Here is a 26,367-nt window from a genome sequence, read left to right on the forward strand (position 1 = left end):
AGTATGACCTGTCTAGCTATAACAATCTGAATATGAACTATATCACTGGAGAGTGGTGTGATGGCACCTCAAACCATCAATTAGTGACGAGTAATCCATTTACCGGTGAAGAGATTGCTACCTTTAAAGCGGCAAGCTTAGATAATCTCAATGACGCATATATCGCACTAGAAAAGGCGCAGCAAGAATGGAGCATGACCAACCCTTACCCCATGAGTTATATCATCGAGCAAGCCGTGTAAGTCCTTATCAATCGCCGTGAGGAATTAATTGATATGCTGGTGCGTGAGATGGGCTCCACCGTCATTAAAGCCAGTATCGAAGTCGATGCTTGTGTTGGGACGATGAAGGTAGCGGCAGAATATCCGTTTTTATTAGAAACAACTGTTGCGCGCTCTGCCATCCCTGGCAAAATCAATCGCATCATTCGTAAGCCTGTCGGTGTGGTGACCGTTATTGGCCTTTTTAATTTTCCACTAGTGTTGGCCATGCGTTCGGTCGTCACCGCGCTTGCAAGTGGCAATGCGGTACTACTAAAGTCACCACTAATATGCCTATTAGTGGCGGGGTCTTACTGGCCAAAATCTTTGAAGAGGCAGGACTGCCAGCTGGCGTACTATCCGTCGTTGTACCTAAAACCTCTGAAATTGGCGATGCACTCTACACGCATCCTATCCCACGGGTGATCTCATTTACTGGCTCTACTGAAGTAGGACAGCGTATTGGTGAAAAAGCGGGTCACGGCATCAAGCGCACTATCTTGGAGCTTGGCGGAAATAATGCGTTTGTCGTTCTGGACGACGCTGATGTTGATTATGCAGCGCGTTCGGCGGTCTTTGGGCGCTTCTTACATAGTGGCCAGATTTGTATGTCAGCCAACCGTATTATCGTTCATGAGTCTATCTTTGATGATTTTGCAGCGAAATTCGTTAAATATACCAAAGCGCTCAACGTCGGCGATCCGTCACGACCTGAGGTACTGGTCGGACCATTGATCGATGAAAAAGAAGTGATCCGTGTGGAAGAAGCGGTAAAAGCGGTAAAACGTGCTGTGGAAGATGGCGTTGAAATACTACTGGAAGGCAAACGTGAAGGGGCACTTATTTATCCATATATCCTCAAAAGTACCAATGATGGCTATTCTGCTTGTACAGAAATGTTTGGCCTCGTCGCGACTTTGATTTTACATACAGGTGATGAGGATGCACTGCGATTGGCCAACGATACCGACGCTGGACTAAGCGGAGCTGTACACTCAGCCGATATCGCACGCGCGCAAAAATTTGCCGCTGGCTGGAGAACGGGTATGGTGCATATCAACGATCAGAGTGTCAACGATGAACCACGTATTGCCTTTGGCGGTGAAAAGGCGTCAGGTATCGGGCGTTTTGGTCGTCACATCACGTTTGATGAGTTCACAACCTATCAGTGGGTATCGGTACAAACGGAGCAACGCGCTTATCCAATCTAAACAAGTGTGCTTTAGCCAATAGAGCAATTCTGTATCTAAAAAACCATGATGACCTTTTACGGTCGTCATGGTTTTGTTTTGGGTGATTGAAAATCGAGGATTTTTGAGGTTAATTTTGATAGTTATATTTAACAAATGTGGGTAAGCTAATAAGGTTATGAGTGCTAAAGTATATTAGAGCGGTCGAGAAAGACAGGAGGCTGAAGCGAAATAAGTAATTCTAAAACCACAGGTTAAATTCATAGGTGATAAGCAGCCGACCATGGCGCAACTTGAAAAAATACATCATTAAACACATGAGCAATGCTTTATCGCGAACACGGTAAAAGCTGACGTTGTTACGGAGATCGTGGTTTAATAAGGTGTTAAAAGGACAAAAAACAATTGGTATGTTACTTCGTTGCTTATTCCAAGTGACTATTTGAGCCTCTTAACGAGGTATTAAATTCTATAAGGAAACCGCATGAGAATTAAAGAAGAATTGAAAAATTCTGGTTACTTTTGGCTACCTGGAAACGAGGATAAAAAAATACCAGGAACCTTAACTATTTTAGATGGTGGAAAAATTGAGCTTGAGGTGGTAGGACTATTCGACGAAAGTATAAAAGCCTTGAGTGGAGATGATGACTTAAGAAGAATTATTGGTTACGTAGAAAAAGATGGTCTTGTTACACTAGAGAACTGTTTCTATAGAAAGAAGAATATTACATTTGGTGGTATAAGCAAATCAACTGTTCATGTCCATAAAGTCATTAGCGGAGTTGCTTACGATAAAGACGAGGCTATTACCTTTAATACTGTTTCTTTTATAGTAGAAGGTATAGATGAGTGGGTAGGGATAACAGGGATAAAAATTTCACGTAGCAATGACTACAAAACAGCAACTATAAGTTATATTCCTCAGGAAGAAATAGTTTACAACTTACAAGCAGGGTTTAAGTTACATATCTTTTTTGGATATACGCTTCCAGGGTTTGCTAATACAACAGAAGCTAGGATAACTCATCGAACATACTTCAAACTATCATCTGATGATGCCAAAGAGTTTTCAGAGTTTAGCAAGATTATACATCGGATTACGTACTTGCTTGGTTTTGCGGTTGATTCTACAGTCACGATTAGTGACATATCTGCAACATCAAATGAGATAGTCAGGGAAATTTCAGAGGGGGAAACAATACCTGTAACTATGAAACTATACTACCCCAGTCTACCTTTCTCGGATAATGTACCTAAAATTGACACACATAGAATGCTATTTCGTTTTGCAGACATTAGTGAAAATGCTGAACATGTATTTAATCAATGGCTTAGTACCTATTCAATAATACGTCCTTCCCTTGGGCTGTACTTCTCCGCAGTATCTGGAGATCACAAATATCTGGATGGAAAATTCTTGGCACTTGCACAAGGTCTAGAAACGTATCATAGAAGAACATCGAATGAGACCTTGAAAGATGAAGCAGAGTTTAGGGCAATGATCGCATCTATTCTATGGAGTTGCCCAAAGCAAAATAGAAGATGGTTGCGGGGGCGATTGTATCATGGCAATGAAATTAATCTTGGTCAAAGGATTAAACGGATTATTGAGCCCTACAAGTCTTACCTCGGGAATTCAAAGCAGCGCAATAAGTTTATTAGAAGCGTAGTCAACACTAGAAATTATCTTACTCATTATAGCGAAGAGCTTGAAAAAGATTCTGTGAAAGGCTCAGAGCTATGGAGTCTATGCCAAAAAATGGAAGCTGTTTTTCAGCTTCATCTTCTACAGCAGTTGGGTTTCGAAGAGTTTGATATTCAAAGAATACTAAGTAATAACTACAAGCTAAAACAGAAGTTTGATGAAATCTAACAAGTCAATTAACTATGCGTTTTTGGCGCCAAAAGCAGCAAAGATGTGCCTGTTGTTGAGGAGTCGGCATAATCCACTCATGTTACCAAGTTGACAGTCAAAACTTTAACGGCATAAATATTTATTCCTCTTTTAATTGTGCCAAACAGCCTAACCTAGCATTTTAAACGCTTCAGAACTGAACAGTACTCGCTAACGGCTTTATTTATAACGGTAAGGCTCAATCGGTTGTAACCAATTGAGCCAGTATTGCCTATACCGTTATTCTATTGGAGAGGGCTTACCGTGTGGGCTTGAGCGCAGATATTGTTTAGGGGCTTTTACTTTTGCGCCAAGCTCTGCCGCAGCATGCCAAGGCCAATGCGGGTCATAAAGCATACCGCGTGCCAATGCAACTGCATCCGCTTGCTGCTCAGTAATGATGCTTTCCGCTTGTTGTGCTTCGGTTATCAATCCCACTGCGATGACGGGTATATCTACGGCTTCTTTTATTGCTGTGGCAAAAGGCACTTGAAAGTTCGCTTCCACAGGGATTTGCTGCTGTGGGCTAAGTCCTGCTGTGCTCACATGGATATAATCACAGCCTAATGCCTCTAGTGCTTTAGCCAGTTCGATCGTTTGTGTAAGATCCCAGCCGCCATCAACCCAATCGGTTGCAGAAACACGCACACCCACTGGCTTTTCACTTGGAAATTCGGCTCGAACCGCTGTAAATACGTCAAGTAACAAGCGCATTCTGTTCTCAAGGTTGCCGCCGTATTGATCATCACGCTTATTAGAGAGTGGCGACAAAAACTGATGTAATAGATAACCGTGCGCACCATGAAGTTCAATTAAGTCAAGGCCCAGAGCGTCTGCGCGTTTTGTTGCATTCACAAAATCGCTTATTAACGCATCAATGTCATTTTGATCCATTGCTTTGGGCACGTTTGAATTTTCGTCATACGCCAGCGCCGAAGGTGCCACCGTTTGCCAGCCATTTAATTGATCAGGGGCAATCGAACCGCCGCGATCCCACGGTTTTTTGGTTGACGCTTTACGCCCCGCATGGGCAAGTTGTACGCCTATCGGCATCGGGCTGTACTGCCTGATTGCTGTGAGCGTTTTATCCAGTGCCGCTTGTGTCCTGTCATCCCATAATCCCAAATCCGCATAGCTGATGCGTCCTTGCGGATTGACCGCCGTCGCTTCCAAAATAAGTAGCCCTGCACCGCTCAAACTCATTTGGCCCAAATGGATAGTATGCCAATCGCTTGCCGCGCCATCATTGGCAGAGTACTGACACATGGGTGCGATGATAATACGGTTATCTAATGTGAGTTGCCCAAGCTTTAAAGGCGAAAAAAGTTGGCTCATGGTAAATCCTTAAAAACGTGTCTAAAGGCATGTAAATACAATGTAAAAGCGATATCAATGACTTATACGATTATCGCTTGAATAGTTGGTGGGGATGACTCGTTATTTTTATAGGGTGCATTTAAGTGACGCTAGCTAATATATAAATTACTCTCAATCATGTTTTTCATATGCAGCAGGCGAGGGGCGATGTCTTCTTCTAGCTTGGTGCGGCTCAAGATAAAGCTTGGCGCGCCGCAGTTAAAGGTGAGCAACCCTTCCGTCGGGTGCATTAGCGCAATGGCAACCGCATTGACATCTTTTTGCCATTCGCTGATAGAAAAACAATAGCCGTAATCTTGATAATCTTGAAAGGCTTTGTCTAGCCCTCGTCTGATCTTTAACCAATCATCTTTATACTTATTGCGAATCGCATTTAGGATAAATTCTTGCTCAGCAGGGGGCATACTTGCTAGGCAAGCGCGACCCATCGAGCTTAAATGAATGGGGAGATATGAGCCGATATTGCGCTGCATGGTCGTGCTACCTGCGCCTTGTACCACATTGAGATAGACCATCATCAACCGATCGCGAGTCGCCATAGCCACCGCACTATTGGCATAATCTGCCAGCTCTTCCATATAAGGGGTGGCGAGATTATTGATAGAGATGTTGGTCATCATCGTATAGCCAAACCCAAGCACGCCTGTTGAAAGCTGGTACTTGCTGCTATTGGTAGACTGTTTTAGATAGCCTAATTTTACCAAGGTGTACGTCAGACGCGTGATGGTACCTTTAGGAATCCCTGTCAGCTGACTGAGGTCTTGATTACCCAAATAAGGGCGCTGCGGGGTAAAACAGCGCAGCAGCTCGAGACCGCGAGCCAATGCAGTGACAAACTGTCTGTCGTTTTTGTCACGCATCTCTGCAATGGGTTCTAATAACTCCATATGCATCTCACTATTAGCGTTGTCATTGGCAAGCGTGTCATTCGTCATAGGTGGTCTATTATCCCCAATTAAGTTCATTCAAATATCGTTTATCGCTTTAATTATACTATATTAATGTATATTTATAGTCTCAGCATAGCACGATGCGGAGTTATTGTTTCGCTATGCGGTATGAACGGTAGTGATATTCGTCATAAGAGGCATTATCACGCCTCTTGAGGATCATACTGCTTTTCTTTAATAAACAACGTCGGAATAAGACCGCATAAGAAGTACGCGCCTGCCATCAGCAATAAACCTGCACCGATAGAGTTATGCATCGCCATGTAGCCAATAGCGACAGGGGCAATCACAGAACCAAGTCGCCCGATATTGAATGCTCCACCAATGGCCGTACCTCGGATAGCCGTAGGGAAGCTTTCTGTTAAATAGGTGGCGTTGATAGCATAAGGGATGCCATACAAGAAACCGAAAGTGATCATCAGCCAACCGATGTTTTCTGGAGTATGAAAATATACCAATAGTGGAATAAAGAGCGCTGTACCCATCGTCCCGAATGCAAAGACTATCTTGCGTCCAATTTTATCAGACACTATACCTGCGATCACTTTTGCAAACATCATGGTTAGATAAGTTCCTGCCATATATAGTGCCATCTCCTTGAACTTAATACCCAGTTCAGTTTCTAGATAAGAAGGCAGCCAATTGCTGACGCCAAAATATCCAAATAGTAAAAGCCCTGAGCTCATTGACCATAATATGAACATGATGCGATGTTTGGGGTTTTCAAATATGGCTTTGTAGGGATTTTCCGCTTTTGGCAGTGTGTTTTTCTCGCCACTCAATTTACGCGCACGAGACTCCTTCCAAGATTGTGGTTCAGGTACTAGGAAATACATGGATATTGAAAGGAGAATGGGTAAAAATGTTAAAAGGTATAATGTACGCCAGCCATAACTGGGAATAATCCATGCTGAAATACTTGTAATGACCAAAGACCCGAGCGTAAAGCCTGTCATGAGCGCAGCAAGTACAGTAGTTCGATGCTTAGTCGGTACCATCTCTGACATGAGCGTATTGGTCGCGATATACAAACTACCCAGACCCAAACACGCGAATACCCGGAGTGCTATAAATTGTTCATAGCTTTGTACAAATCCACTAAAACCAGATAGGATTGAAAACATCCCAGTAGCCAGAACAATCACGCGTACCCGTCCAAAACGATCGCAGGCCCAGCCGCCAAAAACGCCGCCAATCGCCATGCCAAATAATGACCAACTACCTAGCGCGCCAGCTTGTACATTGGACAATCCGAATTCTTGCTTTAGGCTAGATAGGGTAAAGGCAAGAATACCAATATCAGCCCCATCACATAATAAAACTAAGAAACAAAAAACAAAGGCGAGTTTCCAAGGCTGTTTTTGGGCAGCGCTTACATTTGGGTTGGACGTTATAGCGACACTTTTCACAATGTATATCCTTATCGTTGTGAGAATGAAAGACTAATTTGAGGCGTGGTGGTAGAGATAGAGGGAACGGCATCAGCATCCTAGCAAATACCGCTTTGTGTTTTGGTGGGTGAATCAGTATGCGTGATTACTCGCTGGCTTCTTTGATCATGTTGCGGGCAATAATGACTTGCTGAATTTGCGTGGTACCTTCATACAGACGATATAGCCGAACATCACGATAAAAGCGCTCAATACCGTAGTCTGCGATATAGCCCGCACCGCCATGAATTTGCACCGCTCTATCAGCAACACGGCCACACATTTCGGTGGCAAACATTTTGGCACACGAGGATTCAGTAACGACATCTTTGCCCTCATCACGTAGACGTGCAGCGTCTAGCACCATGGATTTGGCGGCATAGATTTCTGCTTTTGAGTCAGCAAGCATGCCTTGAATGAGCTGAAAACTGGCAATGGGTTGACCAAATTGCTTACGTTCGACGGCATAGTTGAGCGCATCATTTAGCATGCGAGTGGCGGCTCCAGTACTGGCTGCCGCAATGTGTAAACGCCCTTTATCTAAGACTTTCATGGCAGTTTTGAAGCCCACACCCTCGACACCGCCAATGAGCGCATCAGCTGGCACGACACAGTTCTCAAAGATTACATCGCAGGTATGCGTGCCTTTTTGCCCCATTTTTTTATCAATTTTGCCCAAGGTAATACCCGGCGTGTCACTCTCCACAATGAATGCCGAAATGCCGCCCGAGCGTTTGTTTTGCGGATCCGTACGTGCCATGACAGTGAATACGCCAGCTTGAGGCGCATTAGTGATATAGCGCTTGGTACCATTGATGATGTATGTATCACCATCCTTAATAGCCGTCGTTTTTAATGAGGCGGCATCTGAACCTGACTCAGGCTCGGTCAAACAGAAGGAACCAATGATTTCACCACTGGCGAGGCGAGGCAGATATTTCTGCTTTTGCTCTTCAGTCCCATCAATCACAAGACCAGATGAGCCAATACCATTATTTGTCCCTATTAATGAACGAAACGCGGGGGAGGTGCGTCCCAGCTCAAATGCCAACGTCACTTCTTCTTCCATCGTGACACCCAGTCCGCCGTACTCTTCAGGGATAGTTAGCCCAAATAGCCCTAACTCGCGCATCTGCTCAATGATGTCTTCTGGCAGACGGTCGTTTTCTGCAACCCAATGCTCCATAGGAACCAGTTCGTCGTTAACAAAGTTGCGAATCGTTTGGGTGATGTGGTCGAGGGTCTCTTTATCTCTAATCATGTGAATCTTCCTTGTTTGATTAATGCCTGATAGTCATAACGGCTTTTTGACGGTGCTAGTAGTGCTGTACTCAGTAATTTGGTGACCTTGCTAAACAGCATAATCCATGGATTATTAAATTACAATAGTTTTGGTTTAAAAAACCGCAATGCGGTATTTTTATAATAATTATCCATTATCACTCACATATTATTTTTCGATTCAGCGGGTTTTCACCCTTCACAAATCAAAATAAACAGTATATATTGATATTAAATACCGCATAGCGATATTTTTATTTCAAAATAATCGTTTTAATATGCGTTTGTACTTTATATCGGAATGATGTCTAAGGAGTGGATCATGGAAGAGCAAATCCTTATTTGTGAAAAACAAGGAGAGGGCGTGAGTGTCATCACACTTAATCGCCCCAAAGTACGCAATGCGCTAAACGCTGAATTACGCCAACAAATGGCAGATTTGTTCATTCAGTTAAATGAGGATCCACAAACCAAAGCGATCGTGCTGACGGGTGGTGATAAGGTGTTTGCTGCTGGTGCTGATATCAATGATTTCTTGACGATCAGTACGGCTGATATGTATCTGCGCCATAGCGAGCGCTATTGGGATGCCATCACTCATTGCCGCAAGCCCATTATTGCTGCCGTCAATGGCTATGCGCTTGGCGGTGGCTGTGAGCTAGCGATGCATGCTGACATTATCGTCGCAGGCAAGTCTGCCAAATTTGGACAGCCCGAGATCAAAATAGGACTCATGCCAGGTGCTGGCGGGACGCAGCGTTTGTTTCGTGCCATTGGCAAACATAAGGCCATGAAAATGGTACTCACTGGCGATATGATCAGCGCTGATGAGGCGGATACAATGGGGCTGGTCTCTGAAGTCGTTGACGATGAGGCTACCATCACTCGCGCCATTGAGATCGCTGAGCAGCTGTCAAAGTATTCTCCTATTGCCTTAGCGCAAATCAAAGAAGTGGCAAATCTAGGTGTTGATATGTCCTTAGAGGGCGCGCTAGCACTGGAGCGTAAAGCCTTTCAGATACTGTTTGATACCCACGACCAAAAAGAAGGGGCCAAAGCTTTTTTGGAAAAACGCTCTGCAGAGTATAAAGGCTATTAATCTGCATCGACGCCGCTTATGTCTTTTGAGGTCCACGCCGACCAAATCCTATCGCAAATTATGTAGAGAATCATTATGACCGTGAATACACTTGCCATTGTTGGCACTGGTATTATGGGTATGGGCATTGCCCAAATTGCTGCCCAAGCTGGTATCCAAGTCCTTTTATATGACGCCAAAGCAGGCGCAGCTGAGCAAGGGCGACAGTCGCTGCAAGCTATGCTCGAAAAGCTTACCGCTAAAAGCAAATTTAGTGATGATGAGCTGCAGTTGATGCTAAGCAACTTAACAGTCGTCCAAGAACTGAGCCAGATTGCTACCGCTGAGATCGTGATTGAAGCCATTATCGAAAACTTAGATATCAAAAAACAGCTTTTTGCCCAATTAGAAAGTGTTGTCACAGCCGATACCATTTTGGCGACCAATACCTCGTCTTTATCAGTCACCGCAATCGCTGCTGACTGTGACCATCCAGAGCGCGTGGCAGGATTTCATTTCTTTAACCCAGTCCCCTTGATGAAAATTGTAGAAATCATCCCTGGGATTTCTACTCAGCAATCGGTCGTTGACGTTCTCACCGATTTGGCTAAACGGATGGGTCATCTGGGCGTGGTGGCAAAAGACACACCAGGATTTATCGTCAACCATGGTGGTAGAGCCTATGGTACCGAGGCATTAAAAATATTGGGTGAAGGTGTCGCAAGTTTTGAGCAAATTGACCGCATTCTACGTGATGGTGCAGGGTTTCGTATGGGGCCGTTCGAGCTGCTTGATTTGACGGGCGTTGATGTATCTCATCCTGTGATGGAGTCGATTTACAATCAGTTCTATCACGAAGCGCGTTATCGCCCGCATCCATTAACCCGCCAAATGCTGGTAGGCAAAAAGCTCGGCCGTAAAGTTGGTGAAGGTTTTTATCACTATAAAGACGGTCAGAAGCTGTCTACGGCTGCCGCTCAAAATCAATCGTCCGAAGCGCTCATATCTGATGCCGTTATTACATCGGTTTGGATTGGCGCTGATTTGGCAGAAGATAAAACACAGCTAATCGATTATCTAAACACTTGTGACATCACTATTGATAATAACGACACACCGCACCCTGATAGTTTGGTGTTGCTGGCTATCTATGGCGAGGATACGACCAATGCTGCGATTCGTTATCAGGTCGATCCCAAGCAAGCCGTTGCTATTGATATGCTTACCGAGCTTACAAAGCATCGTACGTTGATGCCAAGCATCGTCACGCAAGAGCAGTTTGTAGCGCAAGCTTACAAGTTATTTGGTAACGGTTTGGATAGCAGTGAGGCAGATGCGCAGGATGCAGGCAGTGCCACGCTGATTACTGAAAGTACAGGTTTTGTGGCACAGCGTGTGATCGCTATGGTAATCAATCTTGGCTGTGACATCGCAATGCAAAAGATTGCCACGCCAGAGGATATCGATAATGCCGTCAAGCTTGGGCTAGGTTATCCATATGGCCCTATATCTTGGGGCGATCATCTTGGTGCTTCGCGTGTGCTGCTCATTTTAGAGCGCATATACGCGCTCACAGGCGATCTACGTTACCGTCCAAGCCCTTGGTTACAACGCCGCGCTAAACTAGATGTCTCACTCTTTACTCAGCAAACCACCTATTAATAAGAACGACAGAATATGGTTATCAAACCATAGAACCATTATTCAAAGTTAAAAAATACGACAAGGAAAAGTTATGTTAGATGCTTATATTTATGATGGATTAAGAAGTCCTTTTGGTCGCTATGTCGGCGCATTAGCAACGGTACGCCCTGATGATTTGGTCGCCACCGTGATCAAAGCGTTGGTTGAGAAGCACCAGCTATCTGCCGATATTTTCGACGAAGTATTGTTAGGCAGTGCCAACCAAGCAGGTGAGGACTCTCGCAATATTGCTCGCAACGCTGCTCTATTAGCAGGATTGGACGTAAAAACGCCTGGTCAGACAGTCAACCGCTTATGTGCGTCAGGTCTGTCTACTATTGTCGATGCTGCTCGCAGTATTACGTGTAACGAAGGCGATATTATTTTAGCAGGTGGTGTGGAGTCGATGACGCGTGCGCCATTTGTCTTTGCCAAGACTGAGCAGGCTTTTAGCCGTGATTTTAAAGTATTTGATACGACCATTGGCAGCCGTTTTCCCAACCCAAAGATTATTGAGCAGTTCGGTAGCGATACCATGCCGCAGACGGGCGATAATGTCGCGCAGAAGTATGGTGTTACGCGCGAGGAAGCGGATAAGTTTGCCGCCGCATCACAATCAAAGTATCAAACTGCCAAACAAGCAGGGTTCTTTGACGATGAGATAACACCTATCACCGTCTCACAAGGTAAGAAGTTGCCCGCAAAAGTAGTCACGGAAGATGAACATCCTCGTGCCAGCTCCGATATTGAGGCACTACAAAAGCTTAAGCCTTTAAACAAAGATGGTCTGGTCACCGCAGGTAATGCCTCCGGTATCAATGATGGTGCTGCTGCGCTAATCATCGGCTCGAAGCAAGCAGAAGAAAAGCTAGGCTTTAAACCGATTGCCAAAATCTTGTCATCAGGTGCGATGGGTGTTGAGCCTAACATCATGGGCGTGGGTCCTGTTGAAGCGATTAAGCTTGCGCTAAAGCGTGCGGATTTAACCCTTGATGACATGTCTGTCATTGAGATTAATGAAGCCTTTGCCTCACAGGTATTGGGTTGTCTAAAAGGGTTGGACATTGATTTTGATGATAAGCGCGTCAACCCTAATGGCGGGGCAATCGCTGTCGGCCATCCGCTTGGCGCATCCGGTGCAAGAATCGCCTTGAGCACTGCTCGAGAGCTACAGCGTACGGGCGGCAAATATGCAGTGGTCAGCTTGTGTATTGGTATTGGGCAAGGGCTTGCCATGGTGATAGAACGCGTCTAAGCCGTGCCGCATAAAGCTTGCCAAATTATTTATTATCAAGGATGACACTATGACCACCATACTCAACGAACACGACAACTACCATCAAGCCGAAGAAGCGTATGGGTTTCCCTTAATTATCAAACAGCTACTGAACCGTGCCAAAATTGCTTCTACTGATCAAACCATCAGTTATGCAGATAAAGTCACTTATACCTATGCTGAGTTTTTTAAGCGTATCAATCGCTTGGCCAATGTCCTAAAAAACATGGGCTTGCAGGCAGGTGATGTGGTCGCGGTCATGGATTGGGACAGTCATCGTTACCTTGAGGCATACTTTGCAGTGCCGATGTCGGGCATGATTTTACAAACCGTCAATGTACGCTTGTCAGAAGACAAAGTGCTGTACACCGTCAATCATGCTGCGCCAAAAGCACTGCTACTAAACGCTGAATTTGCGCCGATGATCAAAAACTACCGCGACGACGCGCCTTCTATTGAGCATGTGATATGGGCGGATGACGCAGAGGATGACAAAGCAGGTGGTGAGAAAGCAGAGTTGCCTGACTATGTTGACGGTGAATACGAGGCACTATTGGCAGCTGCTAGTGATGAGTTTGATTTTCCAGATTTTGATGAAAACACCATCGCGACCACATTCTATACAAGTGGTACCACAGGCGATCCAAAAGGGGTTTTCTTTACCCATCGCCAGATCGTACTACAGACGATGGCAAGCACCTTGGCATCAGCTCTCAATGCCGAAGGTCAAGGCGCGCGCTATAACGATGTCTATATGCCGATGACCCCTCTATTTCATGTTCATGCGTGGTGCTGGCCGTATGGCGCAACCATGATAGGGCTAAAACAAGTATATCCCGGACGCTATCTAGCACCAAAGCTAGTCGATTTGATCGAGCAACACAAAGTCACGCTGTCACATGGTGTTCCCGCCATATTACAAATGCTCCTCAAAGAAATGGCAGAGCGCGGCCGCAAATTTGAGGATCTTAAACTGCTGCTAGGTGGTTCAAAGCTCAACGAAGGCTTGGCTAAAGCCGCTATAGAATGTGGCATAGAATTTATGTCAGGGTTTGGGATGTCAGAATCCTGTCCTGTACTGTCTCGAGCAGTATTTGATGATAAGACAGAGTCGATGACACTGGAGGATAATCTGAATTATCGTTGTCTGTCAGGCTCGCCCATCATGCTGGTATCGATGGAAATTTGGGATGAAAACGGACAACCTCAACCCATGGATGGCAAGTCGACGGGCGAGCTAGTGATACGAGCACCGTGGCTAACACAAAGCTACTTTAAAAATCCTGATGCGGGCAATGCGTTATGGAAAGGTGGCTGGATGCATACGCAAGACATCGCTTGCATGACTGCTGATGGCACGCTCAGCATTACCGATAGGCTCAAAGATGTTATCAAATCTGGCGGTGAGTGGGTGTCCTCGCTCGAGGTCGAAACCATTCTATCCTTCCATCCTAGCGTTGCTGATATTGCTGTGATTGGTGTGCCAGATGAGCGCTGGGGCGAGCGTCCTTTGGCATTAATTGTGCTAAAACCAGACCATATCGATACAAAAATGGAAGATATTCTGGCGTTGGGTTATCAAGCAGTAGAGAGAGGGCATCTGCCAAAGTATGGTGTGCCAAGTGAGATTAGGTTTTTATCAGAAATGCCAAAAACCAGTGTCGGTAAACTCGATAAGAAGAGAATGCGGTTGATGTGCTCAGAAAACTTAATCTAATCCAACAAGCTTGCTAAGCATAGTAATGATTTTAATAAATGCTAAAGCTTGCATAAATGCGAGCGTTTGCATAAATGCCTAGGTTTGAATAAGTGTTAGATGGTAACGAGTACTCTTAGAAACGATCATAATCTGCATAACAAAACCTACATAATAAGAAGAGAAAAACTATGGAAGCTGTGCCTATATTCCCAGAAATACAAGAGATTGTCACAAGCGATGACAATCATCCATTGCATGATTTTACGGTTATCTACCCTCAGCAAGTGGAATGGGGTGATATGGATACCTTTGGTCATGTCAATAATGTTGTCTATTATGAATATTCGCAAAATTCTCGTATCTATTACAACAGGCGCTTGGGTTTATTCAACGAAAAAACGTTTTCGGTGATGGCGGCCTCGTCATGTCGATATCTCAAATCTGTTGCTTATCCTGATGAATTATGGATTGGCGTTAAAGTCAAAAAAATCGGCAACTCAAGTCTTATTCATGAATATACCTATTATAGTACAGCGCAAAAGACAATCGTCGCGATTGGTGAGTCCGTATTAGTCTATCTCGATAAATTGAGTGGACAAAAAAAACCGATCGATGAGTCGCAAAAAGAAGCGATTGCGGCGTTAGAGAACATTAATCAATAAGCGTAAAACTCAATATGTCGGTTGAATTATTATTGAATTTTTTAATTAGAAAGTAGGCGTTAATTTTCATATAGAAGGATCATTCATTTTTATGAAGTAGAGAAAACGTAGTAGCGATTGGGATTGATAAGGATATCAAAATAAAACAGGGAATAGATGAATGATGCCTTATACAAAAAGGCTATCTGTAGGTTTGGCTATAGTGGCAACATGCGCCTCTGCACAAGCGATAGATATTGTGACAACGGGCGATACAACATTGAGTATCGGTGGTTATATCAAAGGAGAAGGGGCGTTTAATTCGCCCGATGAAGGGGATTCAGAGTTTAAGGGAAACTTGCGCCAATCGCGTATCAATGTGAAGACGACCAAGTCCGTCGAGGATAAAAAACTTACGGGTTTTATTGAAGGCGATTTTTATGGGGATTATGCTAAGGGCGGCTCAAACCTTCGCTTGCGTCATGCTTATGTTCAAGTGGATGATTTGACAGTCGGTAAGACTTGGAATGGTCAGTTTTTGGCAGTTGCGCCCCTTTCCACTGAGCAGCTCGATTTCTGGGGTACAGGTATTGGAACGGCTTCTGGTGGAGGTTCTTATATCCGTCCAGATTTGACGGTACATTATACTTATAACGGGCTGCGTTTTACGGCTCAAGACCCTGTGTATGACGACGCGAGCCTACCTGATATGGTAGTCAGCTACAAAGATAAGATATCTAATTTTGACTATAATGTCGCTGTCACGGCTCGTGAGGCTGAAAATGGAGACGATTCGGATGTGGGCGTCGGCGTGTCTTTAGCAGGCAAGGTGACATTAGGTAAGGACTCACTCCATGCCAGTGTATACAATGGTAAAGGTATGGGCGTCTATTCTGCCATCTGTGTTGGCGGACCTCTCATTATGAATGGCGGTGTAAATTGTGATGCCGAAGATGGCAAACTGATCTCACAAACAGGTTATAGCGTCGGTTATAAGCATCAATTTACCCAAAAGCTGCGTGGTAATTTGCGTTATGGCGAGGTGAATGTCGAGGGTGCGGCAGATACGTCTGCCAATGTAAAAAGCGCAAACCTTATCTATGAGTACTTACCAGATTTAGATTTGGGCATTGAGTGGCGAGAGCAAAACGCAACGACATTTCCGTGGATGCCAGCAGGTCAGCAGATTGAAGTAATGGCGAAATACGACTTCTGATTAAATAAAAACACTGCATGCATCTATAAATGTTGTATTGGCTCATCCCAATCCCAATAAGGCGGTGAGCCGTAATACCCTTCGATAAAATCAATAAAACATGGAATCTTGGGCGGCAGTAGCTTTCTATGAGCATACACTGCATACAATCCTAATGCCTCGGGTTCGTCATTAGCTAACACTATCACAATAGTACCTTTAGAATGCACATAACGATGGTTTGTTAGATATTCAGGCTTGCGAGGCAGGTTGTATTCTAACTTTGAGACATACTTACCGACCAGTCGCGGCAACCATTACATCGCGGCTGCGGCATTACTGAACCTGCTTTGCGACACAAATGGCTGTATCGCATCAATTCTATCCAGAAAAATTCTTTTCTTGAAACTAAATGATAATAATTTTCATTAACATTTGTATTATTTATACAATGTTGCTAGAGTATGCACTCTCTATTACCGAACCGTTAACATCGCTTCGTTTTTGCTGTTTTTAAGATGTGTTTTAGATCAATACTTTAGCTTATATAAATTGTAGTAAAAGAGGGGCAGTTTTATTTTCCCTGAGCATAATGCTTATTACTCAGCTCTATAACACGCCTTTTATGAGCAAAGCTGGCAGGTATTAATAAAACGAAGTACTTTTAGGATTGTGATTTATGCCGACGTTATCAACACCTTCTAACTATAAAAAATATTTTCGTTCACAAAAGCCGACCTGTATCTTGACCAGTCGTGCATTATTGAGCATTGCTATCACCTCTATCATTAGCACGACAGCACTCGCCTCTGACACCAATGAGCTGGCGACCATGCAAGTAGCAGTGCAAGACGCGACTGAGTCAGAAGCCATGCCCTCTACCGAGCTTGATACCATTGTCGTCGTTGCGGCAAGGGAGGAGCTCGTACAGGCGCCAGGTCTGTCCGTCATTAGTGAGGAAGCCATCGAAAAAGCGTCAGTTTCTAATGATATTTCAGAAATCGTGCGTAAGATGCCAGGGGTGAACCTTTCAGGTTCGTCTACTTCTGGTCAACGAGGCAACCAGCGCCAAATAGATCTGCGCGGCATGGGGCCGAATAACACGCTCATCTTAATTGATGGGCGTCCAGTGACGTCACGTAACGCGGTGCGTCCTGGCCGTGCCAGTGAACAAGACACGCGCGGTGACTCACAGTGGGTGCCGCCAAGCGCCATTGAGCGTATCGAAGTATTACGCGGTCCAGCCGCCGCTCGTTATGGTTCGGGAAGTATGGGCGGGGTCGTCAATATCATCACCAAGTCTCCCAATAAAAAAGAGTTTTCGGTGACTGGTCACTATGAGATGCCAGAAAGCGATCTTGAGGGTAAAGATTGGCGCACCAATATCAACATGGCAGGGCCATTGACAGATAAGCTGTCTTTTCGTACTACACTTGGCTATCACGATAGTGAAGGTGACGATCCTTATATCAATGCAGATGATGCTCAAATTGTTGATGGTCGTAGTGGACCAGCAGCGTCTGTTGCCGCCGGTCGTGAAGGGGTTGAGAATATAGACGCGCGCCAGCTGTTTGAATATGCCATGGATGCAATGAATACCGTTGGCTTTGAGGTCAATTATAGTAATCAAAGCAATCGCTGGGCAGGTGATTCGCAATTTCAGACAGTGAATGATGACTTGGTCAATGCGCTGGCAGGTCAAGAAACCAACAAGATGGAGCGTTATGGTGCGGCATTGACTCATCGCGGTGAGTATGACGATGCCAGTAGCAACAGCTATATAGAATATACACGCACTCTTAATGAGCGCTTAAATGAAGGTAATGGCGGTAGTGTTGAAGGACAAATTTCAGTCCCTGAGGCAGGAGCAGAATATACATGGACAGAAGCCACCTATGATACGTTAAATGCAAAATCAGAGTGGGACATCTACTTTGACCGTCATACACTGACTGCTGGAGCAGAGTTCCGTGGTGAGAGGTTAGACAATCCGCTGGTTTCTGCTGTAACATTTGATGAAGGGTTTGATTTTGGTGATACAGAGACCGATCCTGCTAAGCGTGATCCAGTATCAGACGCGTATCTTATTGGTGCTTACTTAGAAGATAACTATCAAATTACACCTGACTGGTATATCACCCCTGGCATACGTTTTGATTATCATGATCAGGCAGGTAGTAATTGGTCACCTAGTCTGAATACCACTTGGCATTTTAGTCCGAACTGGTCGGTAAAAGCAGGCGCCAGTCGCGCTTTTAAAGCGCCCGCCCTATATCAGCTGGATCCGAACTATATTTACTATACTCGCGGGAATGGTTGCCCATCAAGCATACCGACTGATGAACGGGGCTGTTATGTCTTAGGAAACTCCGAGCTTGAGCATGAAACCTCTTGGAACAAAGAGTTGACCTTTGCTTATAAGGATGACACAGGACTCAATGCAGGGTTGACTTATTATCGCAACGATTATGATAACCGTATCGGTGCTGGCATAGAGCGTGTGGGCGTGGTCGGTGTAGTGGCTGATGGTGTCGCTGCCGACCGCTCTGTTTTTCAATGGGAAAACCAAGGAGAGGCGATCATTGAAGGCCTAGAAGGGTTTGTCAAAGTGCCTGTCACTGATACGGTTTCATGGTCAACCAACTTAACAGGAAATATTCGTTCAGAACGCAAAGATACTGGTGAGCCATTGTCCTTAATTCCTAAATTTACGATGAACTCAAATGTCAATTGGGACATTACCCCACGCTGGAATACTGACTTTGGTGTTAGTTACTATGGACGCATTGATGCCCCCGATGTTTCGGTCACGACTGGTGATGAGCTTGAGACATTAAATCTGGCTCGCAAGCCCTACGCGCTTGCCAATGTAAGCACCCGCTATGATTTGACGGATGGTATCACCGTTGGTGCGGGTATAAAGAATTTATTTGATAAACAAGTCAAACGAGAAGGGACTGGCACTAATGCAGGAGCACGTACTTTTAATGAGCCTGGACGTTATTATGTCTTCGATATCAGGGTTGATTTTTAACTGCTAAACCAGTCATTTGTCTAAATAAAAAAGGTCTAAGCAATGTGCTTAGACCTTTTTTTGATTATGCATTTTGAGCTTAGCGTGATAGCTGTATTGATAAATCAACAAAACCAAACCAATCTGGAGACTCTCGCTAGCCTAATTGTATCAAAACGGATACAGCGGCAGTTTCTATGTTGACACTGTCCGTGGCACTCACGTATATTTTAGATAGACTTACTTTAAAGTGCCCGCTGTAAAGTAGTCGTTTTAAAAGAGTCTGTTTTAGAAATGCTATAACTGTCTAAAAAACACAATATCTCAGCATAAAAAGTGCTCTAGTAGCAAGCACTCCGCCCTAAAACAGGCATATAGAAGCAGTGCTTATCAGCGCTAGGCTTCACCGCATATGATAAAAAAGGATTTTATATATGAGTATAACAGAATATATTGACATTACCGCCGCCGTCACCCGAGAAAAGGGAGCTGACTTCACCTTGGAGCCCGCCAAAATTCGAGCGCCCAAGGACGATGAAGTACTGGTAAAAATCGTTGCGACAGGCATGTGTCACACCGATATGATCGTGCGTGACCAAGATTACCCCGTACCGCTGCCGCTGGTGTTGGGTCACGAAGGCGCAGGCATCGTCGAAAAAGTCGGGCCACTGGTTAAAGATATTGTAGTGGGTGATCATGTAGTACTGAGCTATGGCTATTGCTCACAATGCAGTTCGTGTCATTCAGGTCATGAGCCCTATTGTAAAGAGTTTTACCCGCGTAATTTTGGCGGCAGTGACATGGACGGTAATAATGCTATTCAAGATGCTGACGGCAACCCGCTCAACGACCATTTCTTCGCCCAGTCCTCATTTGCCACCTATGCGCTCAGTTTAGAGAGCAACACCATCAAGGTATCGAAGGATGCTCCAATTGAGCTACTTGGCCCATTAGGATGCGGCATTCAGACAGGCGCAGGCGCGGTCATCAACTCGCTAAAAGTGCGCCCGGGCACGAGCTTTGTGACTTTCGGTGCAGGCGCTGTGGGCTTGTCTGCGGTACTGGCCGCACAAGTGGCGGGCGCAACCACTATCATCGCCGTCGATGTAGTGCCATCACGGCTGGAGCTTGCTAAGGAGCTTGGTGCGACCCACGTTATCAATAGTAAAGAAGAAGACGTGGTCGAAAAGGTGCGTGATATCACAGGTGGCGGCGCGCTATTTGCCTTAGAATCAACCGGTATTCCAGCTGTCTTGCGTCAAGGTATCGACTCGCTGGGCACACTTGGGACCATTGGTGTCGTAGGCGCACCTGCGCTTGAGACAGATGCCAACTTTGATGTCAATGATTTGCTGCTTGGCGGTAAATCTATCCAAGGTATTGTTGAGGGCGACGCGACTACCAAGATATTTATCCCGCAGCTGGTAGAGCTTTATTTACAAGGACGTTTTGCCTTTGATAAATTGGTCAAATACTATGACTTTAAAGATATCAATCAAGCCGCAAAAGACAGTGCCGAGGGTACTACCTTAAAGCCTATCATTCGTATTGCTGATAATGCTTAAAAGTTATTTGTCTATAAAAAATGGGCAAATATATTATCAGGTATGTTATTGATAGCTTGTATCGCAAATCCGCATAAAAATTTTTATTTTCTTTCAATATAAAAAGGTCTGAGCCATTCGCTCAGACCTTTTTTGTTTTATCGACTGCTCTTTTTATTAATTCGTTGTTTTTATTCTACAATTATTTTGCCCAAAAAATTTCGAGTTTGGGTTTAATGATTAACGAGAGAATAATGGAAAAGAAAATGCCAATCGGTAGGGCGGTCAATAAACTGGCGATCCACATATAGAGAAAATGATGCCAATCAGAGAAGTCACTGAGATTAATCGTGGTAACCACGGCCATGATTGACTCCATGATGATTGCCATACATAGACCAAAAATGACATTCATCTGTACGGTGGAAATATCTGGCAATACCGCCCGTAATATTTTATTGATTAGTATGGCGATCACGCCACCGATAGGTGCAATGCAGACCACGCAAAGCGCAAAAGAGCTCAGCCAAGCACGCAGAAAACTATCCCCAAAACCGATATTATTCCAAGTCATGACAAAGGTTAGTGTCCCACCGATAACCGCTACTATACTAAAAATGATCAATATTTTTTTGAAATTTCTGAGCATTTACCTATCCATATTAAATAATTCAAGTGCAGTATAGCCATATATTTTTGCGAAAGGCAGTCTTGTTCTTTTGATTTTTTTCTGTACAAAGCGATGAATTCACTCGATATTTTGATGAAAATTATGATGCGTAAGCGATGTGTTTTTATAAGGTTAGTACCATTTTGAACTCATAAAATGACATGAGGATTAGTACTTAACCTCAATAGAAAAAAGGTTTACCTCAAGCGCCTTTCGTTATAACATAACGTTTTTTTGAAATGTTATACTATAACGGAAGATATATGAAGAAAATTAGCTTGATTTTGGTATTGGTGATGTTAGCAGGACTGGCATGGTATGCCATTGCTGGCGCTAAGACGGCGAGCACAGGCGCTGACACAGCAGCAAAAGATGACAGTCAGCAGGAGCTAATCGTAGTGACGCCGTGGGAGCTGACCTCCACTGATCCTAGCAAGTCGGGATTTATTTTTCAGCGCTTGCAAATTGCCGAAACGCTGGTCGATGCCAAACAAAATGCTGAACTGCAACCCATGCTGGCACAAAGTTGGTCTGCCAATGAGAACGGCGATGTGTGGACGTTTGTGCTGCGTGATGGCGTAAAATTCCATGACGGCTCGCCACTGACGGCAGATGATGTGGTCAAAAGTTTGCAGGTGGCGCTCAGCAAGCCCACTGCTTTGGAGTCAGCGGCTATTGCACAAATGAAAGCAATTGATAGCAAGACGGTTGAAATCACATTAGAGAAGCCGCTCATGTCTTTCCCCGCTTATCTGGCGCATGCGACCAGTATTATTTTAGCCAGCTCATCGTTTGATGAGAATAATGAGATCACTCAACTTATCGGTACAGGGCCATACTATGTCACCAAATTTGAGCCACCACAAAAAATCGAGCAAAAAGCCTTTGCCGATTACTGGGGCGAGAAGGCTAAGATCCAAGACATTACTTACTTAGCTAATAGCCGTAGCGAAACGCGCACCCTGCTGGCGCAGAGCAAGCCCAATTATTTAGTATTTACCTTAGATTCCGCGAGTCTAACCCGCCTAAAGCAGGACCCCAATCTACAAGTTCAGTCAAAGTCACTGGCGCGTACTATCGAATATAAAGTCAATGCGGACAATCCGTCGTTTAGCGATGTGCGTGTTCGTCAAGCGCTTAGTGATGCCATTGATAGACAAGGCATTGCCCAATCTGTGATGCATACTGATAATGCGGCCGCCGCGCAAATCTTGCCACCGATATTTAAAGACTGGCAAATCAAAACGCAAAGTACGCAGCCGAGTCCCCAAGCGATCAAGCAGCGCCTATTAGACGCAGGCTTTACCGAGGATAGTGATGGCATGCTCCAAAAAGACGGCAAACCCTTTAAATTTACTTTACGAACATTCTCAGATCGTCCTGAATTACCGATTATCGCCACCGCTTTGCAAGCACAGTGGAAAAAAATTGGGGTCGATGTGGATGTGTCCGTGGGTAATTTTTCAGAGATTCCATCAGGTCATCAAGACGGCACGCTGGAGATGGGACTATATGCGCGTAACTACGGTATGACGCCTGATCCAGTCGGTTCACTCGTTGAAGATTTTGACCCACAAGGCAGCGATTGGGGCGTGATGAATTGGCAAAATCCAGAGCTGACCGAGCGTTTATTGACGCTTGAGACGACCAAGGGCAATGATGTGGCGACCAAGCAGCGCGTCTCGCAAATCATTTTTGATGAGCATCCTATCGTGCCTGTGGTGTACTACCAACAAAACGCCGCCGCGCATAAGTCATTAAAAGGCTTAGAAATCGATGGTTTGGAGCGAAACTTTTATTTAAACAAGTTGTCTTGGTAAGTCGTCTTTACTGTCATTTGCTTTGTAACGCCAATTCTTTATAACACTGAAAAATTGTAATGGATAACTATGTTTAAATATATTGCTCATCGAGTGCTGCAGCTGCTCTTGGTTATCTGGTCGGTCGGCACATTGACCTTTGTGCTGACTCGCAGCTTGCCCGGTGATATGGCGTACCGCATCGCGGCCAGTCGCTACGGGTATGACCAGACCGATGCCGCCGCCGCCGCACTGGTGCGCTCAGAGCTTGGTTTGGATCAACCGTGGTGGCAAAGCTACTTTGATTGGTTGCTTGATTTGTTGCAGTTTAATCTTGGTCACTCCTTAGTCAGTGGCGAGTCAGTATGGGCTGAGATTGCGCATCAGTTTGGGCACACGCTGTCCTTAGCGCTAGCGGCATTGGTGATATCGATTTTTATCGGGCCGCCGCTTGGCTTGCTTGCCGCACAAAGACCCAATGGCTGGTTTGATCGTCTGACTTTGGTGGCCAGTACGGTACTGCGTTCTGTGCCTATTTTTATTATTGGTATTGCGCTCATCACGCTACTCGCCGTCCAAATAAAATGGCTACCCGCTGCAGGTTATGGCACGCCGCAACATTATATTTTGCCGGCATTGACCTTAGCGATCGGGCTGTCTGCGGTGTCGGTTCGCGTGAGTCGCCATGCGATGGTACAGGTACAAACGTCTGAATATTATGATTTTGCTCAGTTAAAGGGACTGAATAAATGGACGGCATTTTGTCGGCATGGCCTACGTAACGTGACCATTCCGATTTTGGCTTATCATTCAGTCCAGTTGGTGTATTTGGTGGAAGGGGTGGTAATCGTGGAGAGTTTGTTTGCTTGGCCTGGTAGTGGCCATGCGTTGGTGCATGCCATCGTCGCGCGTGATGTGCCGATGATACAAGGCACCGCGTTGATTATGGGCGGTATGTTTGTGGTGCTCAATATGGTGGTGGATTTGCTCAGTGGTTTGATTGATCCGCGTATTGATTTGGCACGTTAATCATTACTGTCAAAGCCATTATCAAAAAGCTTTATCACAAAATGGCAATCACGAACTTAAGCCATAAACCGAAGCCACATGAGGAATTATGATTTTATGACTATTTTTAGCGGGGTTCATGCCCTACAACCAGTACAAAAATTTGGCGGACTGCTACTCATCTTACTATTGGTGTTTGCGTTTTTGCAGCCGCTTTACTATCCGATAGATGCCGACATACAAGACCTTGGCAATATGTTGCAATCGTCCAGTATCAGCCATTGGTTTGGCACCGATCATTTTGGTCGAGATATGCTGGCACGCGTCGCGTCAGCCATTCGTTTGTCATTTTTACTGATTGTCCTATCGGTGGGTTTTGCCCTATTTTTTGGACTGTTGATGGGTGTGCTTAGTGGCTATTTTGGCGGTTGGGTGGATAAGATATTCACCTTTTTATGTGACATTATCATGGCGCTACCGGGGCTGTTGTTTGTATTGCTGTTTGCAGCGATTGCGCCCAACACCTTTTGGTCGCTCTATCTTGGTATATCCTTGGTGCTCTGGGTTGAGTTCTTTCGCATGGTGCGTGCCATGACGCAAACCATTGCCAGTAGCCGAGAGATCGAAGCCTCGCGTTTGATGGGTATGGATTTTTTCTATTGTTTTAAACGACACTTTTTACCCAAAATTTTGCCCGTTGTCGCTACTCTAAGTGCTTTTGCGGCAGGCAATGCGGTGCTCGCGCTTGCCACGCTAGGCTTTATCAATGTTGGTTTGCGTCCGCCTACCGCCGAGCTGGGCTTGATGATGACGGAGCTGTTTCCGTATTACTATCAAGCACCTTTTGTGTTTCTCCAGCCTATTATTGCCGTCTTTATTTTGGTATTAAGCCTACAATTACTCTCAGGAAAAATGAAATGATCGCTCATACTGCAGGAGACAATACTGACAAGGCTGCCGCCAATGTATTGGTAAAAACGGACGACTTGGCGGTGTTTACCAAGTCAGGGCACGGTTTGGTTGAGCCAATTAGTGTCACGTTATACAAAGGCCAAAATCTGACCATTTTGGGTGAAACAGGGTCGGGTAAAAGTTTGCTAGCGCAAGCCATCATGGGCGCATTGCCTGATGAGCTGGTGAGCCGCGGCGATATTTTGATCGAAAACCAAGCGTTAACTAAGCCGGAACTGCGTGAGTATTGGGGTCGCCGCATGGCGATGCTGCCACAAGAGCCAAGTCGTTCGCTGAACCCCACGATGGATGTGGTCAGTCAAGTGTGGGAGAGCCTGTATTTTGTTGCCAAGCAAGACAGCAAGGTCAGTAAGCAATTGGCACAAGAGAAGATAGAAGCACTAGGGCTAGGCAAATTTGCGGCGTACTATCCGCACGAGCTGTCAGGCGGTATGGCGCAGCGTGCGTCTTTTGCGATTGCCACCTCGGGCGGCGCGTATATTGTCATCGCGGATGAGCCGACCAAAGGCTTAGATGAGATCAACAAACAAGCGGTGATTAATCTGCTAAGAAACGTCGCTAAAGAGGGCGGTACGTTGCTTACCATCACCCATGATATCGATGTGGCAAGAGCGCTGAGTGTTGGTGCTGATGATCGCATCATGGTAATGAAAAAAGGCAAACTGCTTGAGCAAGGTAAAGGCGAGCAGGTATTGAACCAACCGATATCAGACTACGCCAAACAACTCATCGCTGCCGCGCCTGATAACTGGCCAGCAAAAAATAGCACAATCATTGAAGAGCAACCCTTATTGACCGCAAAAGAAGTGAGCTTAGTGCGTGGTAAGCGGGTATTGTTTGAGGGGTTGAGTTTTAGTCTCAAGCGCGCTGAAGTGCTTGGGGTGATTGGTGGCAGCGGAATTGGCAAAAGCTCATTAGGCGACGCGCTCTGCGGTCTACTTAAACCTGCCAGCGGTTCCATTGCATGGCAAAGTAAACCCAAACGCCATAAAGTGCTCAAACTGTATCAAGATCCGCCTGCTGCTTTTGCCTCGCATGTACCGTTGCAAACTCTGCTAAATGATGTCATCCGCAAACATCGTTTAGATGCTAGCCGCGTACCTGAATTATTGGAGAAGCTAAAGCTAGATAAGCAGATTCTCACTCGCAACGCGCTCAATGTCTCGGGCGGGGAGTTGCAACGGGTGGCGATTTTGCGCGCATTACTCTTTAATCCTGTTTTGCTGTTTGCTGATGAGGTTACTTCCAGACTCGATCCCATCACCCAAAGAGAAACGCTGGATTTGCTGGTCACACAGTGCCAAGCCCAGCAGTGCACGCTAGTGATGGTCAGCCATGATCATCACATCATGCGCCATTACTGCCATCAAGTGATTGACTTAGAACGCTTTACTAAACCGTCATAAT

At 45.2% G+C, this 26,367-nt stretch carries 20 protein-coding genes and 1 pseudogene; 15 read left to right on the forward strand and 6 right to left on the reverse strand.

The window, feature by feature from the left end:
• Window positions 1–32 precede the first annotated feature (32 nt).
• The 3 genes and pseudogenes from JMX93_RS10650 to JMX93_RS10660 all read left to right on the forward strand — a co-directional run bounded on the left by JMX93_RS10650 (window position 33) and on the right by JMX93_RS10660 (window position 3,323).
• Window positions 33–242, forward strand: a complete 210-nt coding sequence (locus JMX93_RS10650) for a hypothetical protein (protein WP_499204683.1) — start codon at window positions 33–35, stop codon at window positions 240–242.
• A gap of 48 nt (window positions 243–290) precedes the next feature.
• Window positions 291–1,471, forward strand: a pseudogene (locus JMX93_RS10655) (aldehyde dehydrogenase family protein).
• Window positions 1,472–1,934: 463 nt separating this feature from the next.
• A complete protein-coding gene (locus tag JMX93_RS10660) occupies window positions 1,935–3,323 on the forward strand; it encodes an ApeA N-terminal domain 1-containing protein (protein ID WP_499204684.1) in 1,389 nt (462 codons plus the stop codon).
• Window positions 3,324–3,584: 261 nt separating this feature from the next.
• On the opposite strand, the gene JMX93_RS10665 is transcribed toward JMX93_RS10660, so the two are convergent.
• From JMX93_RS10665 to JMX93_RS10680, 4 genes are all read right to left on the reverse strand, one after another.
• Window positions 3,585–4,679 carry an NADH:flavin oxidoreductase/NADH oxidase gene (locus JMX93_RS10665; RefSeq protein ID WP_499204685.1) on the reverse strand — a complete coding sequence of 365 codons (1,095 nt, stop codon included), beginning with the start codon at window positions 4,677–4,679 and terminating at the stop codon, window positions 3,585–3,587.
• Between the two features lie 131 nt (window positions 4,680–4,810).
• Window positions 4,811–5,656, reverse strand: a complete 846-nt coding sequence (locus JMX93_RS10670; protein WP_499204686.1) for an IclR family transcriptional regulator — start codon at window positions 5,654–5,656, stop codon at window positions 4,811–4,813.
• A 158-nt stretch (window positions 5,657–5,814) separates the two neighbouring features.
• The gene (locus tag JMX93_RS10675) at window positions 5,815–7,080 is read right to left on the reverse strand and encodes an MFS transporter (protein WP_499204687.1); all 1,266 of its coding nucleotides are present in this window, start codon (window positions 7,078–7,080) and stop codon (window positions 5,815–5,817) included.
• Window positions 7,081–7,207: 127 nt separating this feature from the next.
• Window positions 7,208–8,362, reverse strand: a complete 1,155-nt coding sequence (locus JMX93_RS10680; protein ID WP_499204688.1) for an acyl-CoA dehydrogenase family protein — start codon at window positions 8,360–8,362, stop codon at window positions 7,208–7,210.
• A gap of 342 nt (window positions 8,363–8,704) precedes the next feature.
• Here JMX93_RS10680 and JMX93_RS10685 point away from each other — a divergent pair, with 342 nt between their 5' ends.
• The 6 genes from JMX93_RS10685 to JMX93_RS10710 all read left to right on the forward strand — a co-directional run bounded on the left by JMX93_RS10685 (window position 8,705) and on the right by JMX93_RS10710 (window position 15,975).
• The gene (locus JMX93_RS10685; protein WP_499204689.1) at window positions 8,705–9,481 is read left to right on the forward strand and encodes an enoyl-CoA hydratase; all 777 of its coding nucleotides are present in this window, start codon (window positions 8,705–8,707) and stop codon (window positions 9,479–9,481) included.
• 75 nt (window positions 9,482–9,556) lie between these two features.
• Window positions 9,557–11,122 (forward strand): 3-hydroxyacyl-CoA dehydrogenase, encoded by a 1,566-nt coding sequence (locus JMX93_RS10690; RefSeq protein ID WP_499204690.1) that lies wholly within the window; start codon window positions 9,557–9,559, stop codon window positions 11,120–11,122.
• Between the two features lie 73 nt (window positions 11,123–11,195).
• Complete coding sequence (locus JMX93_RS10695) at window positions 11,196–12,398, forward strand: 3-oxoadipyl-CoA thiolase (protein ID WP_499204691.1); 1,203 nt, start codon at window positions 11,196–11,198, stop codon at window positions 12,396–12,398.
• A 49-nt stretch (window positions 12,399–12,447) separates the two neighbouring features.
• Window positions 12,448–14,136, forward strand: coding sequence for a fatty acid--CoA ligase (locus JMX93_RS10700; protein WP_499204692.1), 1,689 nt, complete (start codon window positions 12,448–12,450; stop codon window positions 14,134–14,136).
• A 170-nt stretch (window positions 14,137–14,306) separates the two neighbouring features.
• Entirely contained in the window at window positions 14,307–14,780 is a 474-nt protein-coding gene (locus tag JMX93_RS10705) for an acyl-CoA thioesterase (protein WP_499204693.1), read from the forward strand.
• A 160-nt stretch (window positions 14,781–14,940) separates the two neighbouring features.
• Window positions 14,941–15,975 carry a porin family protein gene (locus tag JMX93_RS10710; protein WP_499204694.1) on the forward strand — a complete coding sequence of 345 codons (1,035 nt, stop codon included), beginning with the start codon at window positions 14,941–14,943 and terminating at the stop codon, window positions 15,973–15,975.
• 23 nt (window positions 15,976–15,998) lie between these two features.
• Here the strand turns inward: JMX93_RS10710 and JMX93_RS10715 are convergent, their stop codons facing one another.
• Window positions 15,999–16,163 carry a hypothetical protein gene (locus JMX93_RS10715; protein WP_499204695.1) on the reverse strand — a complete coding sequence of 55 codons (165 nt, stop codon included), beginning with the start codon at window positions 16,161–16,163 and terminating at the stop codon, window positions 15,999–16,001.
• Window positions 16,164–16,633: 470 nt separating this feature from the next.
• Between JMX93_RS10715 and JMX93_RS10720 the strand changes: the two genes are divergently transcribed.
• Entirely contained in the window at window positions 16,634–18,988 is a 2,355-nt protein-coding gene (locus JMX93_RS10720) for a FepA family TonB-dependent siderophore receptor (protein ID WP_499204696.1), read from the forward strand.
• Between the two features lie 413 nt (window positions 18,989–19,401).
• Window positions 19,402–20,532, forward strand: a complete 1,131-nt coding sequence (locus JMX93_RS10725; protein WP_499204697.1) for an NAD(P)-dependent alcohol dehydrogenase — start codon at window positions 19,402–19,404, stop codon at window positions 20,530–20,532.
• 181 nt (window positions 20,533–20,713) lie between these two features.
• Here the strand turns inward: JMX93_RS10725 and JMX93_RS10730 are convergent, their stop codons facing one another.
• The gene (locus JMX93_RS10730; RefSeq protein WP_499204698.1) at window positions 20,714–21,160 is read right to left on the reverse strand and encodes a DUF2798 domain-containing protein; all 447 of its coding nucleotides are present in this window, start codon (window positions 21,158–21,160) and stop codon (window positions 20,714–20,716) included.
• A 284-nt stretch (window positions 21,161–21,444) separates the two neighbouring features.
• On the opposite strand from JMX93_RS10730, the gene JMX93_RS10735 reads away from it, so the two are divergent.
• From JMX93_RS10735 to JMX93_RS10750, 4 genes are all read left to right on the forward strand, one after another.
• Window positions 21,445–23,001, forward strand: coding sequence for an ABC transporter substrate-binding protein (locus tag JMX93_RS10735; RefSeq protein WP_499204699.1), 1,557 nt, complete (start codon window positions 21,445–21,447; stop codon window positions 22,999–23,001).
• Between the two features lie 69 nt (window positions 23,002–23,070).
• Window positions 23,071–24,009: an ABC transporter permease gene (locus JMX93_RS10740; protein WP_499204700.1), complete on the forward strand. Its 939-nt coding sequence runs from the start codon at window positions 23,071–23,073 to the stop codon at window positions 24,007–24,009.
• 96 nt (window positions 24,010–24,105) lie between these two features.
• On the forward strand, window positions 24,106–24,909 hold the full coding sequence (locus JMX93_RS10745) for an ABC transporter permease (RefSeq protein ID WP_499204701.1): 804 nt from the start codon (window positions 24,106–24,108) through the stop codon (window positions 24,907–24,909).
• Window positions 24,906–26,366, forward strand: a complete 1,461-nt coding sequence (locus JMX93_RS10750; RefSeq protein ID WP_499204702.1) for an ABC transporter ATP-binding protein — start codon at window positions 24,906–24,908, stop codon at window positions 26,364–26,366. Before JMX93_RS10745 ends, JMX93_RS10750 begins: the two co-directional genes overlap by 4 nt.
• Window position 26,367 lies beyond the last annotated feature (1 nt).

Origin of the sequence: Psychrobacter muriicola 2pS (assembly GCF_904846535.1) — a bacterium.
GTDB classification, from domain to species: Bacteria; Pseudomonadota; Gammaproteobacteria; order Pseudomonadales; family Moraxellaceae; genus Psychrobacter; species Psychrobacter aquimaris.